The following is a 13,298-nucleotide window of genomic DNA, read 5'->3' as shown; positions in this document are numbered from 1 at the left end:
ACGGGGTTCTAACCGTCCACAAAACACGATATGACAAACACCATTTATATCCATCAGCCAGAAAAGGCGGTCAGCTTTACCCGGCTTCCCAATTTTCTTTTTGAAGCCCCCACATTCACGCCACTGTCCAACGAAGCAAAGGTATTGTATGCCTTTATCCTACGCCGGACAGACCTGTCCCGGAAAAACGGCTGGGCGGACGAATATGGGCGCATTTACCTCTACTATCCCATCAATGAGGTAGTGGAGCTGCTCCACTGCGGGCGGCAGAAAGCGGTCAACACCCTGCGGGAGCTGCAATATGCCGGACTGGTGGAAATCCAGAAACAGGGCTGTGGAAAACCCAACCGCATTTACCCGAAATCCTATGAAGCGGTTCCAAACACCGACTTCAAGAAATCCGGTTATGGAACTCCGGAGGACTAAAAACCGCACTCCACAAGTACGATAATCAATCCTCTTGAAGTACGAAAACCAGACGGTATATAGAAATACAGAGATAAAAATATTGATTTATATTCTATCCATTCCCTTCCTATCCGAGATATTTTCTGCGGGATTTTCCTGTGGAAAAGTCCCGGAAAGGAACGGAATGGGGAAAGGAGTTTCATGGCACAACATGCAATTTTGCGATTTGAAAAACACAAGGGCAATCCGGCAAGACCACTGGAAGCCCATCACGAACGGCAAAAGGAACAGTACGCCAGCAATCCCGACATTGACACCAGCCGGAGCAAGTACAATTTCCACATCGTCAAGCCAGAGGGACGATATTACCACTTCATTCAAAACCGCATTGAACAGGCTGGCTGCCGTACCCGTAAGGACAGCACCCGGTTTGTGGATACGCTGATTACCGCCAGCCCGGAGTTTTTCAAGAAGAAGTCCCCAAAGGAGATACAGGAATTTTTCCAGAGGGCGGCTGATTTCTTAATCGGGCGGGTAGGGAAAGAAAATATCGTATCGGCGGTAGTACACATGGACGAGAAAACACCCCACCTGCATTTGGTCTTTGTCCCGCTGACAGAGGACAACCGCCTGTGTGCAAAGGAGATTATCGGGAACAGAGCCAACCTCACAAAATGGCAGGACGACTTTCACGCCTATATGGTGGAGAAATATCCAGATTTGGAGCGTGGGGAAAGTGCCAGCAAGACAGGCAGGAAGCATATCCCCACCCGTCTGTTCAAGCAGGCGGTCAATCTCTCCAAACAGGCAAGAGCCATTGAAGCCACACTGGACGGTATTACCCCGTTCAACGCCGGAAAGAAGAAAGAGGAAGCCCTCTCCCTGCTGAAAAAGTGGTTTCCGCAGATGGAGAACTTCTCCGGGCAGCTCAAAAAATACAAGGTCACGATAAACGACCTTTTAGCAGAAAATGAACAGTTGGAAGCCAGAGCCAAAGCCAGCGAAAAAGGCAAAATGAAAGATACGATGGAACGGGCAAAGCTGGAAAGCGAGCTGAAAGATATTCAGCGGTTGGTAGACCGTATCCCGCCGGAGGTACTGGCAGAACTGAAACGCCAACAGCGGCACACAAAGGAAAGGTGATTGATGACAGAAAACATTTCACGCCGCACAGCGGCATTGTACCTTGAAAACTGAATACAGAGAAAGGCAATATATGGCAAAAAAGCAACCGGACACAAATATCCCCCAGCATGAGATAGAAGCCCTTGCCCGGTGCTTACTTCCCGAAATCCAAAAATTCTTTGAAAGCCCGGAGGGTAAAAAAGAATTTGAAGAATGGAAAGCACAGAGGGCAAAGGAAACGGAAAAGGAAAGAAGCGTATGACAAAAGCGGCGGTATCACTCACGATACCGCCGCTTTTGCTTTAGCACTAAAGATATACTAAAAATCCGAAGCCGTCCCCGATTGGAACCGGGTTCGGATTATCATTATCTGGTGCGCCCGACAGGAGTCGAACCTGCGACCTACAGAGTCGGAGTCTGTTACTCTATCCAGCTGAGCTACGGGCGCTTAAATACAGGTGATATTATACCATAAATAACCTGCATATGCTATGCATTTTTCTGATTTTCTAGGAGGTTGTTGAATTCCTTGATGGATAATGCTGGATAAAAATAGTATCCTTGAATGATAGAAATATGATGATTAAGACAATACTGGTACATGGCTTCCTGTTCCACGCCTTCCGCAATAATTTCATAATGATTAGCATGGAGAAATTGAATGATATGATCTAATAAGCTTTTTTTTCTGGGTGTAAATGTTGTCTTAAAAAAGCTTTGATCCAGTTTGATTGTAGAAATGGGCAGATCGCTTAATACAGATAAAGAAGAATATCCACTGCCAAAATCATCTAAGGAAAGCTTGTGACCAGATTGTATCAGATCATTCATAAAGCTTAGATGTGCTGGGGTAGTGGTCAATACGATATCTTCATGTAATTCAAAATTAATAAGATGAGGATCAATATCATAAGATTGTATGATAGAGTGCAGCGCTTTTAGATAATACTTGCCATCGGAAAATGAAGCAGGAGAGATGTTGATACTGATTGGAAGTAAAGGCAATTGTTTTTGTGCAGTTTGAACAAGATATTCACAGACTTTTTTTACAACAAATAAATCTAGGGTGCGAATAAATGTGTTTTCGTTTACTAGAGATATAAAAGAAGATAAAGGTATCTCTTTGTGATGATAAAATAAACGTAACAAAGCTTCTGCGCCAACGATTTGTTTACGATAAGTATCTACTTTTGGCTGAAGGAAGATTTGAAAGCAGTTTTGATGAAAGGCATAAGAAAGATCATGGCTTAGATGTTCTTTCTTTTTTCTTTGTTCATATAGATCTTTTGTATAGAATTCATATGTGGTTGTGTATTTGTGATGGTCATGACCATTAGATAATGCAAAATTTGCTTTTTGAAGGCTTGTTTGAAAGTCATCTTTTATATCTATGATGTTTATACCACAGGCAAAATGAAAGGCATATGCTTTTTGGATTTCATCATCTAGGTCATGAATCCATTGGATATAATTGCGGTGTAAAAGAAAAATCAGAAAGTCATCCTCTTTCTCAAATAACATTTCATTTGAAAGAAGTGTTGATTGAATTAAAGACTGGATATGTTTTCTGATTTGATAATATTGATCCCATACAAGTGGTGTAAAGTTTTTGATATGAAAGGATACCATCGTGTATTTGGATACATCAATTTGATAATAGAATTGTTCTGCCTGCATCTTGATTCCTCCCTTTTTCTTTAGGATGGAATCAAATTTATAAATTATGTATTAAATCAGGTGGAAATGTTTTAATGCCTCATAGATGCCTGGTTCATTACTTGGTGCGCATACATAATTTGCATATGCTTTTAATTCTGGTGTACAATTTCCCATTGCGATGCCAATTTCAGCTTCCTGCAGCATTTCTTTATCATTTAAGTTATCGCCAAAAGCCATATAATTGCCCTGAGGAATGTCAAAGTGCTGTAATAGACGGGAAATTCCTTTTGCCTTGTTTCCATTTGCGATAACCAGATCCATGATTTCATCACAGCTTGGCTGTAGTAAAGTGTTTTCAATATGGTCAAAAGGGGAATAATCATAATCTTTTCCACCTAATAAAGACATCATATGAACAGCTTCACCATGCCATTCATGTACATGTGGTGTGTGTAGATGGAAGATATCCAATAATGCTTGTTCCTTTTTGGTTAATTCACGGGTAATGAAATTATCTTCACCAGTTGCATAGATTACCAAATCTAAAGCTTTCGCAATCGTAAATACCTGTGCAAGCTGCTCTTTGGTAAATGCATTTTCCCAGATACAGTGAAAATCTTCATCATAGACGAAGTTTCCGCCTCCACCAATAAATCCATCCCATTTTATGCCATCAAAAACCGGCACTTTTCTGGCCATACTCAATGCCCGGCCACTGCAAAGAACAACTTTATATCCATTTTCTTTTAATGCTTTAACGGCTTCTATGGATTCTGGCAATACCTTATTTGTTGTATGATCAAAATAAGTACCGTCGATGTCAAAAAATACTGCTTGTATACTCATAAAAACATTCCTCCTCATGTACGTAAACATTGTAGATGATTTTTTGAGAAAAAGAAAGCATGAAAGTTGCAAAAAATAACTGTAACATATATCATTACAGTATAAAGAGGTGATGACATGAAATGGAAGCAGGCTGCTGCTATAGTTTTTACGGGTATTTTGTTGTTGAGTGGGTGCAGCTTTCAACAACAGCCGAAAGATAATACAGCCTATCATAAGATAGATGCGAAAGAAGCAAAACAAATGATGGAGAATCAGGATGTGATCATTGTGGATGTCAGGCGGGAAGATGAGTATGCAAAGGGACATATTCCCCATGCGGTTCTAGTACCAAATGAAACAATCAAAGAAGAAGCACAAGAAAAACTGCCGGATAAAAATGCAACGTATCTTGTTTATTGTCGAAGCGGCAATCGTAGTGCACAGGCGAGTAAAACACTGATTGAAGCAGGTTATCAAAATATTTATGATTTTGGCGGTATTCAGGACTGGCCATATGAAATTGAAGGTGAGCAGAATGAATAGTGAATTTGTTATTGCGGTGCATGCATTAGCATATATGGGACACAAACAGGATAAAGTATCCAGTGAAGAGCTGGCAGAGAATATCTGTACAAATCCAGCCAAGATACGAAAAGTGATGTCAGCGTTAAGAAAGCAGGAGATTATTGCCACAAAAGAAGGAAAATACGGAGGTTATGTTTTGAATAAAAAACCAGAAGATATTTATCTGGACCAGTTGATCAAAGCATTAAATCGGGATATCATTCAGGCACCATGGAAAAGTGGCAGTTTGGATATGCCATGTATTGTAGCCAGTGGCATGAAGTTTGTGATGGATGGTATGGCAGCAGAAATGAATGAGCAGGTAATGGCTTATTTACATGATCAAAGTATTCAGGATGTGATTCAACAATTGGAAGTTATTGCACAACAGGTGCACAAGGAGGAATAAGTTATGGCATTATTAACAGCAACAAAGGACAATTTTGAAGAGATGATCGCTCAGGAAAATGCAGTTGTGGAATTTTGGGCACCATGGTGTGGATATTGTAAACGCCTTGGACCAGTGATGAAGGCACTGGGAAATGAACTAAGTGATGTCACGATTTTACAAGTCAATATTGATGATTTAGAAGAAATCTCTGATCGTTATGGAATTGAAACAATTCCAAGTATCATTGTATTCCATAAAAAAGAAGCATCCCTTCCTTTGGTAGCTCCACAATCAAAATCAGCAATCATTGATTTTTTGAAACAAGAGCATGTGATAGGATAAGCTTATGGAAAAAATTTATGATACCATCATTATTGGTGGAGGACCAGCAGGTTATAGTGCTGCGTTATATTGTGCAAGAAATGCACGTTCCACGCTGGTAATTGAAAAATTAAGCGCTGGTGGACAAATGGCAACCAGTCCCCATATTGAAAATTATCCCGGGTTTGATGAAGCCGTGGATGGCTTTGTTTTAGCAGAGAAAATGCAGCATGGCGCAGAACATTTTGGCGCAGAAACAATGTATGAAACAGTCACAAAACTAGAGCTTTCAGGTGATATTAAAACAGTTGAAACAACAGGTGGAATTTTAAAAAGTAAAACGGTACTTTGTGCGATGGGGGCTTATCCAAGAGAGCTTGGCTTGAAAAAAGAAGCACAGTTAAGAGGAAAAGGCATTGCTTATTGTGCGACTTGTGATGGCATGTTGTTTAAAAATAAAGATGTCATTGTTGTTGGCGGAGGAAATAGTGCGATTGCGGATGCATTATATCTTTCTAAAATATGTCATCATGTTTATCTTGTTCATCGACGTGACAGTCTTCGTGCCAGCAAAGTATATGAAGATCAGTTAAAAGACAGTGGTATTGATATCGTATGGAACAGCAGAGTTGTGGATATCAAAGAAGATGGGGTTGTACGTGGTGCGGTTTTAGAAGATGTACATACCAACAAGCTTCATGAAATTGCGTGTGATGGTATATTTGTGGCAGTTGGTCGGGTTGCGGATACCGCACTTGTGAAAGATCAGCTGACACTTGATGATCATGGATATATTTTGGCAGATGAAACCACAAGAACCAATCTGGATGGAGTGTTTGCGATTGGCGATATTAGAAGTAAACCGCTTCGTCAAATCGTGACAGCCGCAAGTGATGGCGCAACCGCTTCAAAATTTGTGGAAGAATACCTCATGCGTCTAAAATAATAACGATAAGGCAGATAGTGTAACAGCTATTTGCCTTATTTTTACAATATACTTGCTTTTCCTGTATGAATTTTTTATAATCTTAAGAGGAAAGAATGAGGAATATGGTATGAAATATAAATGGATTGTAATGGATATGGATGGTACACTTACCAATAGTGAAAAGAAGATAACACCAAGAACAAGAGAAGCTTTGATTCAAGCACAAAAACAGGGCGCAACACTGATTCTGGCAAGTGGACGACCAACCCATGGATTATATAAGGAAGCAAAAGAACTGATGATGGATACCTATGGTGGTATTTTAATGTCATTCAATGGTGCTAGAATGGTGGAATACCCTAGTGAGAAAGTCTTATATAATCATGTCGTACTTCCAAAATGTAAACGTCCGATTATCAATAATGCAAGAGCATTGAATCTTTCTGTGATGATACATGATGGAGAATACGTGATTACAGATGTAGAAGATTGTTATAAGGCAGATTATGAAGCAAGTATCTGCAATATGAAAGTCAAGGTTGTAGATGATTTAAATGAATACGTAGAAAATTTTGACCCTAATAAATTTTTGATCAGTGCACCTGCGGATTATCTAAAAACCCAGTTTGAAGATTTCCGTCTGCCATTTGGTGATATGCTGACGATTTGTACATCTGCGCCTTTCTATATTGAAGTTGTGGATAATGGTATCGATAAAGGTAGTGCACTTCGCGATCTATCTGAACAAATGCATGTTTCAAAAGATGAAATTATCGCATTTGGCGATGAGATGAATGATTTGACCATGCTGCAGTTTGCAGGATGTGGAGTAGCCATGGGAAATGCGGTAAAGCCCATTCGTTTGATAGCAGACCAGATTACAGCTAGCAATGATGATGACGGTATTGCGGTTACATTAGAAAAATATTTATAAAAAAGACGATTTGTCTTTTTTTTCATTCTAGTCGAAACGTTTAGGAATATATGATACAATGCCATTGAAAGAAGGGATGACGCATGTTTGAAATAGAAAACTTAACATTTAAACATATTTTACATATGGATCATTTATGTATTGATCGTCAAATTACCTGTATTACAGGACCAAGCGGTTCAGGAAAAACTACATTTCTTAGAATGCTGAATCGATTAAACGATCCCGATGATGGGAGAATTCTCTGGAATGGCAATGATATTGCGCAAATGGATGCCACAAAACTTCGCCGTAAGGTGGTAATGTTAAAACAGACACCCGTGGTATATACAGGAACCATTGAAGATAACTTGCAGATTGGTTTACAATTCAGTAAACGTCCATTGGCTAAACAGGAGAAATTAAAAGAATACTTGAAGAAAGTACAGCTGGATAAACAACTAAATGATTCTGTAGCAAAACTCAGCGGTGGAGAAAAACAGCGGTTATGTTTAGCAAGGATTATGCTGATGGATGCAGATGTTTATTTATTAGATGAACCAAGCAGTGCTTTAGATAAAGAAACAGAAAACTTTGTAATCGAAAATATGGTACAGTTTGTGAAAGAAAATAATAAAATGCTGATCATGGTGACTCACTCACCAGCAATCGCAGAATTATACCCAGAAAGTATATTAGAAATAAAAGATGGAAACTGTGAGGGATATGCATATGAATAATCAGACAGTAATGGATCTATCGATTCTGCATTTAGCAATCGCGTATATTTTTGTACTTGTTTTATTGGTAATATTTAAATCAAGAGGCATTCGCAGAGAAAAGATGATTTTGATTGCGACAACGAGAATGACCATTCAGCTGACTGTGATGGGTTATATATTAATGGTGGTATTTCAGCATCCTAAATGGTATATTTCTTTGCTGATGCTGGCAGTGATGTTAAGCTTTGCCATGTATAATGCAATGAAACGTGTACGTTATGAGATGTCAAAAGAATTAAAACATCTGATGATAATTTCTATGGCAGTCGGTTATCTGGTAACAGCAGTTGTATTTATCTTGTTTGTTTTACAGGTGGATCCATGGTTTGATCCACAATACGTAATTCCTATTAGTGGTATGATCATTGGGAATGCCATGACAGGTATTGCACTTGGCGCAAATCGTTTATGTACCAATATGCAGGATCATCATGAAGAAATTGAAAATTCCCTCATGCTTGGTGCCACAAGTAAAGATGCCTCTTATGAATATGTAAATGATGCCTTTGACAGTGCAATTCTTCCAACGATGAACAATATGCTTACCATGGGAATCGTTTCTTTGCCTGGCATGATGACCGGACAGATTTTATCAGGAACCTTTCCTTTGACCGCAATAAAATATCAAATTGGGATCATGCTTGCCATTCTTGGATGTACAGCTATCACGGTTGTATTGTTTGTGACGCTGGGTTATCGTACATTTTTCAACGAAAGTGATGCGTTGAAATGAAAGCAAAATGTAAGGCTTTCACGTTTTTGTAATAAATTGGGCATATTTTACGCAATATACTTGTAAACGGAAAAGGTTTGTGATATATGTTAAAAGGTGTCTGATTACTTATAGATATCTGGCAATGACTACCTGTACAAAAATTTGTGGTAACCCAAAGGAGGAGAGGCAAAATATGAAAACGAAATTGTTGATAAAACCAGTTAGGCTGACTGGCAGGAAAACAAGGCTTTCATGCTGTATGAGGAGTACACATGATTATCGTGGATAACGAGAATAAATAGTGAAATTTGTAGAGTTTACAGGCCCCATTATTCGTTATTATAGAGAAAAGCAAGGGATTGATATTGGGACCATATGCATTCAAACGGGAATACAAAAACCACAATATTTAGAAATTGAAACAGGGAAAAAAGAAGTTTTTCTAAACACTTGGAAGAAAATCTGTGATGTTATTGGAATTGAATTTATCAGTTTATTCAAGAATGAAGATGTTTATGAAGAATTGTATGATGCAGGATTGCATGCTTTGCTATATGATGATATAGATGAACAAAAACGGCTTTTTGAAAATGTAAATGAACAACACATCAGAAAGTCAATACTATTTCCTAAATTTGCATTGCTGCGATTTATCTATGATACAATGAATGAAGACAAACCACCGCTTGATATGATAAAAACATTAGAATGTTTTAAAGATGCCTATACGCTGCCAGAACAATGTCTTTACTATGATTATAGTGGCTTTTGTTATCAGAAAGTCAGACAGTACGAAAAAGCAAAAACATTATATGAAACCGCTGAACATCTGGCAACAATGGAAAATAAAGATATGCTGTATTACCATATGGGCATTATGCATTATCGTATGAATGAACAGTTGACAGCATTATTCTATTTCCGAAAGGCATATACCATGTTTGAAAAAGCATGGAATACCAACCGACTGCTCTATACCCATGGCAGTATTGGCATCTGCTATTCGCGGATGTCAGAATTTGAAATGGCAAAGAAACAGTTTGAAGAAACGATTCGTCTAGCAATACAATATAAAAATCGCTATGTCATGTGCACGACTTATGATAATATCGCGTTTAACTGTTTTAAGATGCATGATTACAAAGAATGCATCAAATATTGTTACAAAGCAATTGATATGGACTATCACTGGCCGTTTCTGTTTGCCTATTTGGCATTTTCCTTTTATAAACTGGAGGATGAAGAAAAAGCATGGGAATGGATACATCGTGGAAAAGAAACTGTAAAAGATGAAGCTGCCCTTGATCTCATCGAATACGTGGTTTTACTGATTGAAAAAGCAGATTGCGTGGATTTCTTAGAAAAGATGTATCACAAATTTGTGGAAGAAGAATATTATGAGCTTCAAAAATTTGTATTGATGGAACTCTCTAATATCTTCCATCAGCGTCAGTTGTATGAACATGAAGCAGAATGTTTAAGAGAATTATTAAAGCTGCATGGTGAACGATAAGGAAGAAAAATGACTTTTCTTCCTTTATTTTGTCACATAAATGCAAAACCATGTTACGGAAGATTTCCTAAAGCTCAAAAATATGCTAAAATAAAAAATAATGGGAGGTTTTGCGATATGAAAAAAATGATGTGTGCGATTCTGACAACACTGATGCTATCAGGATGTTTTGGATCAAGTCAAACAAAAGGCGAACCAATCGAAGTCAGTGCCCGTGAAGTTGTTGATCGTTTACAGAATCAAAAAAAGGATAGCTTTTTATTATATATCACTACTGATAATTGCTATTCTTGTGATGAATATAAAAAAGTAATAGAAGAACTGCAGGATATAAAACCATTTGATATATACGAATTACATATCAATTTAAAAGAAGAAGATGAAGATGTAAAAGAAGCATTAAGTGAATTAGAAGTTGTCATTGGCGATTATACAGCATTTCCAATGACGTACTATTTCTACAAAGGTAATCTGCAGCCTGAAAATATCAAAGCAGGCTATATAGAAAAAGGGGATTATGAAAAATGGCTGAAAGATCTGCGTATTTTATAGAAAACGAGCGTACCGTGATTCATAAACAGGACATCAAAATCCAATTAGAACAATTAGGCATTCAAAAAGGAATGCTATTGATTGTGAATGCTGATACCCTGCATATGGGATATCTAAATGGAGGATGTCAGGCAGTCATTGAAGCATTGATGGAGTGTGTCGGTTATGAAGGAACGATTGTAGTCCCAACGTTTACACCACAATATAAAGACCCTGCATGTCAAAAAGACAAACCACCCCGTCAGCAATGGCAGGAAATCAGAAAACAAGCCCTGCCGTTTGATCGAAAACTCAGTGAACCCATGGGGGCAGATCCTTTTGTATATCAGTTTTTAAGAAATGATGCGGTTTTAAGAAGCAATCATCCATTATACAGCTTTGCAGCCTGGGGAAAATATGCCAAATTGATTTGTGATAAACATCCATTACATTTCGCATTGGGAAAAGATTCTCCATTAGGTAAAATTTATGAGATGAATGGCTATTGTATCCTGCTAGGATGTGAGTATGAGGCATGTACCATGTTTCATATGGCAGAATACCAGGAGGATATCTTTCCTGTAAAATTAGTATCTGCACCCATAGAAAGCAATCATCGTATCCTATGGAAAGATCTGTTGGATATTGAACAACATAATGAAAACTTCTCCGAAATTGGAGAAGTCATGGAAGATCGCAAGATTGTAAAAACTGCATATATTGCGAATAGCAAATGTCATTTCTTTTCCGCAAGGGAAGCGGTCAATCTGGCTTCTACTTATTTTCACATGTATTATGATGAAATATAATATCTAATAATTGCGTTAAATATATTATATCAGTTTCATCAAAGTTACCATAACGATCAGAATCAATATCTAGGACACCAAGCAAGGTGTCTTTTTCTATGATAGGTAAAACGATTTCAGATTTACTATCTACATCACAAGCGATATGACCAGGAAATTCATGAACATTTTGTACACATTGAACCTTTCTTGTGATTGCACAAGTACCACATACACCTTTACCAAATAATATAGGATTACATGCAGGCTTTCCCTGAAAAGGACCCAGGATCAATTTATCATGTATATTCCGATAAAACCCTGCCCAGTTGACATGTGGTAAATGTATATACAATAAAGCAGAAAGATTTGCCATACGTGCAATTAAATCATCCTCTTCACCAAATAAAGCAGCTGCCTGTTGAATCAATTCCTTATAACGCTCTTCTTTTTCCATATGTACCTCCTCTTTTCTATTATGATAGCATTCTTATCAAAAAAGAAAAAGCGAATTATCTTAAGATAACTCACTTTCACTGTTACTGAATTTCGTATAAGCTTTTGAAATGTTTTTCTCACTATCTGCAGTCATTTTATACCAGCCCTGAGCGCACATCATATCAAAAACATTTCTTTGCTGTCTGGAAATACAATCATATAACGCATCGATTTCTTTAAATAATTCCTCATTGCTTGCTTCCTGTGTAAATGTGTTGTATTCATATTTCATATGTTTTAAAGTGACTAAAAGATTGGTCGCAATATCTTTTTCACTATATTCATTTTTAGATTTACTCATGAATTCTTTACCTCCTTTTCAAGAATCTGTAACAATGTCTGATAATGCTCTTTCAGATTTTTGTTGACGTCCTCAAAGCAAGTGACAACTTCCTCAGTAGAAAGCATGGTAATGTCATTGGTAATACGTTTGTTTAATACCAGCGTCTGATCCAATAGATCTTCCAGGTATAATACATCTTTTGGTGTTAACATTTTAACAACTCCTTTCACATCTAGTATGAGAAAATAGAAAAACTTTATTCTAACAATCAGAAAAAAGAAAGTATGATATAATAGATACTCGTCAGGAGGTATACTATGCAGCCCCAAGAAAGAGAATATGTTTATATACAAAGCTTTAAACATGATGGAAGTCTGCATCGAACGTGGGCACAAGGATATGTTATTGAATCAAATGATAAAAGAATTGTGGCAGTAACAAATAAAACACTTGTCAGTGAAGCAGATGGAAGAAAGTGGATTACAAGAGAACCAGCAATTTGTTTCTTTTATCCAGATAAATGGTATAACGTGATTTGTATGATACGTAAAACCGGAATTCATTATTATTGTAATTTAGCAAGTCCTTCTCTATATGATGGAGAAGCGATTAAGAATATTGATTATGATTTAGATGTAAAGGTGAACCCAGTAGGGAAGACAACCTTATTAGATGAAGATGAATACGAAGAACATAAACAACAGATGAACTATGGTGAAGATTTAGAAAAAGCAATTCACAGAGGACTTGATCGCTTAATGGTAGATATTCGTTTACGTAATTCGCCATTTGATCATTTTGAAATATCTAAGTTATATGATCGGTATTTAACATTTATTGAAGAAGATAAGAAACGCAGGGAAATCACTGTATAAAAGGTTTTTAAGAAAAAAACGAAAAAAAGATAAAAAAAGCGTTGACAGGAGAAAGGATGTTTGGTATTATATACGAGCGCTGAACGAGGCGCAGGAAACGAAAAACATTTCGGTCTTTGAAAACTAAACAGGAAACGTCAATTTCGAAAGAAATAAAACGAACCAGAAAAACAAAA

Annotated in this window: 19 protein-coding genes and 1 tRNA gene; 14 read left to right on the top strand and 6 right to left on the bottom strand. The window is 37.5% G+C overall.

All coding sequences use genetic code 11. The annotated features are described in order from the left end of the window. Positions 1-30 precede the first annotated feature (30 nt). From DW761_RS10290 to DW761_RS21190, 3 genes are all read left to right on the top strand, one after another. Positions 31-426, top strand: a complete 396-nt coding sequence (locus DW761_RS10290) for a replication initiator protein A (protein WP_007889413.1) — start codon at positions 31-33, stop codon at positions 424-426. Between the two features lie 183 nt (positions 427-609). Next, entirely contained in the window at positions 610-1,551 is a 942-nt protein-coding gene (mobV, locus tag DW761_RS10285; RefSeq protein WP_117469797.1) for a MobV family relaxase, read from the top strand. A 73-nt stretch (positions 1,552-1,624) separates the two neighbouring features. Continuing rightward, positions 1,625-1,795, top strand: a complete 171-nt coding sequence (locus DW761_RS21190; protein ID WP_181968497.1) for a hypothetical protein — start codon at positions 1,625-1,627, stop codon at positions 1,793-1,795. A gap of 109 nt (positions 1,796-1,904) precedes the next feature. On the opposite strand, the gene DW761_RS10280 is transcribed toward DW761_RS21190, so the two are convergent. From DW761_RS10280 to DW761_RS10270, 3 genes are all read right to left on the bottom strand, one after another. Beyond that, a tRNA-Arg gene (locus DW761_RS10280) sits at positions 1,905-1,981 on the bottom strand. 41 nt (positions 1,982-2,022) lie between these two features. Further along, positions 2,023-3,210 (bottom strand): EAL domain-containing protein, encoded by a 1,188-nt coding sequence (locus tag DW761_RS10275; RefSeq protein ID WP_117518016.1) that lies wholly within the window; start codon positions 3,208-3,210, stop codon positions 2,023-2,025. A 51-nt stretch (positions 3,211-3,261) separates the two neighbouring features. Beyond that, positions 3,262-4,038, bottom strand: coding sequence for a Cof-type HAD-IIB family hydrolase (locus DW761_RS10270; protein WP_117518014.1), 777 nt, complete (start codon positions 4,036-4,038; stop codon positions 3,262-3,264). A gap of 117 nt (positions 4,039-4,155) precedes the next feature. Between DW761_RS10270 and DW761_RS10265 the strand changes: the two genes are divergently transcribed. From DW761_RS10265 to DW761_RS10220, 10 genes are all read left to right on the top strand, one after another. Further along, on the top strand, positions 4,156-4,563 hold the full coding sequence (locus DW761_RS10265) for a rhodanese-like domain-containing protein (RefSeq protein WP_117518012.1): 408 nt from the start codon (positions 4,156-4,158) through the stop codon (positions 4,561-4,563). Beyond that, on the top strand, positions 4,556-4,993 hold the full coding sequence (locus DW761_RS10260; protein ID WP_117518010.1) for an RrF2 family transcriptional regulator: 438 nt from the start codon (positions 4,556-4,558) through the stop codon (positions 4,991-4,993). The genes DW761_RS10265 and DW761_RS10260 overlap by 8 nt, the downstream gene beginning before the upstream one ends. A 3-nt stretch (positions 4,994-4,996) precedes the next feature. Continuing rightward, on the top strand, positions 4,997-5,317 hold the full coding sequence (locus DW761_RS10255) for a thioredoxin family protein (RefSeq protein WP_117455721.1): 321 nt from the start codon (positions 4,997-4,999) through the stop codon (positions 5,315-5,317). A gap of 4 nt (positions 5,318-5,321) precedes the next feature. Next, positions 5,322-6,242 carry a thioredoxin-disulfide reductase gene (gene trxB, locus DW761_RS10250; RefSeq protein ID WP_117518008.1) on the top strand — a complete coding sequence of 307 codons (921 nt, stop codon included), beginning with the start codon at positions 5,322-5,324 and terminating at the stop codon, positions 6,240-6,242. A 109-nt stretch (positions 6,243-6,351) separates the two neighbouring features. After that, a complete protein-coding gene (locus DW761_RS10245) occupies positions 6,352-7,158 on the top strand; it encodes a Cof-type HAD-IIB family hydrolase (RefSeq protein WP_117518007.1) in 807 nt (268 codons plus the stop codon). An 83-nt stretch (positions 7,159-7,241) separates the two neighbouring features. Next, positions 7,242-7,877, top strand: a complete 636-nt coding sequence (locus tag DW761_RS10240; protein WP_117455727.1) for an ABC transporter ATP-binding protein — start codon at positions 7,242-7,244, stop codon at positions 7,875-7,877. Beyond that, positions 7,870-8,652, top strand: coding sequence for an ABC transporter permease (locus DW761_RS10235; RefSeq protein WP_117518005.1), 783 nt, complete (start codon positions 7,870-7,872; stop codon positions 8,650-8,652). The genes DW761_RS10240 and DW761_RS10235 overlap by 8 nt, the downstream gene beginning before the upstream one ends. Before the next feature lie 283 nt (positions 8,653-8,935). Further along, entirely contained in the window at positions 8,936-10,147 is a 1,212-nt protein-coding gene (locus tag DW761_RS10230) for a helix-turn-helix transcriptional regulator (RefSeq protein WP_117518003.1), read from the top strand. A gap of 117 nt (positions 10,148-10,264) precedes the next feature. After that, positions 10,265-10,699 (top strand): thioredoxin fold domain-containing protein, encoded by a 435-nt coding sequence (locus tag DW761_RS10225; protein WP_117455733.1) that lies wholly within the window; start codon positions 10,265-10,267, stop codon positions 10,697-10,699. Beyond that, positions 10,672-11,487: an aminoglycoside N(3)-acetyltransferase gene (locus tag DW761_RS10220; RefSeq protein ID WP_117455735.1), complete on the top strand. Its 816-nt coding sequence runs from the start codon at positions 10,672-10,674 to the stop codon at positions 11,485-11,487. The genes DW761_RS10225 and DW761_RS10220 overlap by 28 nt, the downstream gene beginning before the upstream one ends. On the opposite strand, the gene DW761_RS10215 is transcribed toward DW761_RS10220, so the two are convergent. From DW761_RS10215 to DW761_RS10205, 3 genes are read right to left on the bottom strand one after another with little or no spacing between them, the layout of a single operon-like run. Then, positions 11,453-11,923 (bottom strand): GAF domain-containing protein, encoded by a 471-nt coding sequence (locus tag DW761_RS10215; RefSeq protein WP_117518001.1) that lies wholly within the window; start codon positions 11,921-11,923, stop codon positions 11,453-11,455. The two genes, DW761_RS10220 and DW761_RS10215, sit on opposite strands and share 35 nt — an antisense overlap. Before the next feature lie 60 nt (positions 11,924-11,983). Further along, positions 11,984-12,265, bottom strand: coding sequence for a spore coat protein (locus DW761_RS10210; protein WP_117517999.1), 282 nt, complete (start codon positions 12,263-12,265; stop codon positions 11,984-11,986). Continuing rightward, positions 12,262-12,459 carry an oxidoreductase gene (locus tag DW761_RS10205; protein WP_117455740.1) on the bottom strand — a complete coding sequence of 66 codons (198 nt, stop codon included), beginning with the start codon at positions 12,457-12,459 and terminating at the stop codon, positions 12,262-12,264. The genes DW761_RS10210 and DW761_RS10205 overlap by 4 nt, the downstream gene beginning before the upstream one ends. Before the next feature lie 105 nt (positions 12,460-12,564). On the opposite strand from DW761_RS10205, the gene DW761_RS10200 reads away from it, so the two are divergent. Further along, entirely contained in the window at positions 12,565-13,122 is a 558-nt protein-coding gene (locus DW761_RS10200) for a DUF402 domain-containing protein (RefSeq protein WP_117455742.1), read from the top strand. The last annotated feature ends 176 nt before the right edge of the window (positions 13,123-13,298 follow it).

The sequence above is a fragment of the Absiella sp. AM29-15 genome (genome assembly GCF_003434225.1).
Classification (GTDB): domain Bacteria; phylum Bacillota_I; class Bacilli_A; order Erysipelotrichales; family Erysipelotrichaceae; genus Hoskinsella; species Hoskinsella hominis.
This window is presented reverse-complemented; position numbering and strand designations above follow the sequence as displayed.

What these genes read in the sequence shown, in the direction of transcription:
- DW761_RS10290 (WP_007889413.1), top strand. Translation starts at nt 31, where the DNA reads ATGACAAACACCATTTATATCCATCAGCCAGAAAAGGCGGTCAGCTTT.
- mobV (WP_117469797.1), top strand. Translation starts at nt 610, where the DNA reads ATGGCACAACATGCAATTTTGCGATTTGAAAAACACAAGGGCAATCCG.
- DW761_RS21190 (WP_181968497.1), top strand. Translation starts at nt 1,625, where the DNA reads ATGGCAAAAAAGCAACCGGACACAAATATCCCCCAGCATGAGATAGAA.
- DW761_RS10275 (WP_117518016.1), bottom strand. Translation starts at nt 3,210, where the DNA reads ATGCAGGCAGAACAATTCTATTATCAAATTGATGTATCCAAATACACG.
- DW761_RS10270 (WP_117518014.1), bottom strand. Translation starts at nt 4,038, where the DNA reads ATGAGTATACAAGCAGTATTTTTTGACATCGACGGTACTTATTTTGAT.
- DW761_RS10265 (WP_117518012.1), top strand. Translation starts at nt 4,156, where the DNA reads ATGAAATGGAAGCAGGCTGCTGCTATAGTTTTTACGGGTATTTTGTTG.
- DW761_RS10260 (WP_117518010.1), top strand. Translation starts at nt 4,556, where the DNA reads ATGAATAGTGAATTTGTTATTGCGGTGCATGCATTAGCATATATGGGA.
- DW761_RS10255 (WP_117455721.1), top strand. Translation starts at nt 4,997, where the DNA reads ATGGCATTATTAACAGCAACAAAGGACAATTTTGAAGAGATGATCGCT.
- trxB (WP_117518008.1), top strand. Translation starts at nt 5,322, where the DNA reads ATGGAAAAAATTTATGATACCATCATTATTGGTGGAGGACCAGCAGGT.
- DW761_RS10245 (WP_117518007.1), top strand. Translation starts at nt 6,352, where the DNA reads ATGAAATATAAATGGATTGTAATGGATATGGATGGTACACTTACCAAT.
- DW761_RS10240 (WP_117455727.1), top strand. Translation starts at nt 7,242, where the DNA reads ATGTTTGAAATAGAAAACTTAACATTTAAACATATTTTACATATGGAT.
- DW761_RS10235 (WP_117518005.1), top strand. Translation starts at nt 7,870, where the DNA reads ATGAATAATCAGACAGTAATGGATCTATCGATTCTGCATTTAGCAATC.
- DW761_RS10225 (WP_117455733.1), top strand. Translation starts at nt 10,265, where the DNA reads ATGAAAAAAATGATGTGTGCGATTCTGACAACACTGATGCTATCAGGA.
- DW761_RS10220 (WP_117455735.1), top strand. Translation starts at nt 10,672, where the DNA reads ATGGCTGAAAGATCTGCGTATTTTATAGAAAACGAGCGTACCGTGATT.
- DW761_RS10215 (WP_117518001.1), bottom strand. Translation starts at nt 11,923, where the DNA reads ATGGAAAAAGAAGAGCGTTATAAGGAATTGATTCAACAGGCAGCTGCT.
- DW761_RS10210 (WP_117517999.1), bottom strand. Translation starts at nt 12,265, where the DNA reads ATGAGTAAATCTAAAAATGAATATAGTGAAAAAGATATTGCGACCAAT.
- DW761_RS10205 (WP_117455740.1), bottom strand. Translation starts at nt 12,459, where the DNA reads ATGTTAACACCAAAAGATGTATTATACCTGGAAGATCTATTGGATCAG.
- DW761_RS10200 (WP_117455742.1), top strand. Translation starts at nt 12,565, where the DNA reads ATGCAGCCCCAAGAAAGAGAATATGTTTATATACAAAGCTTTAAACAT.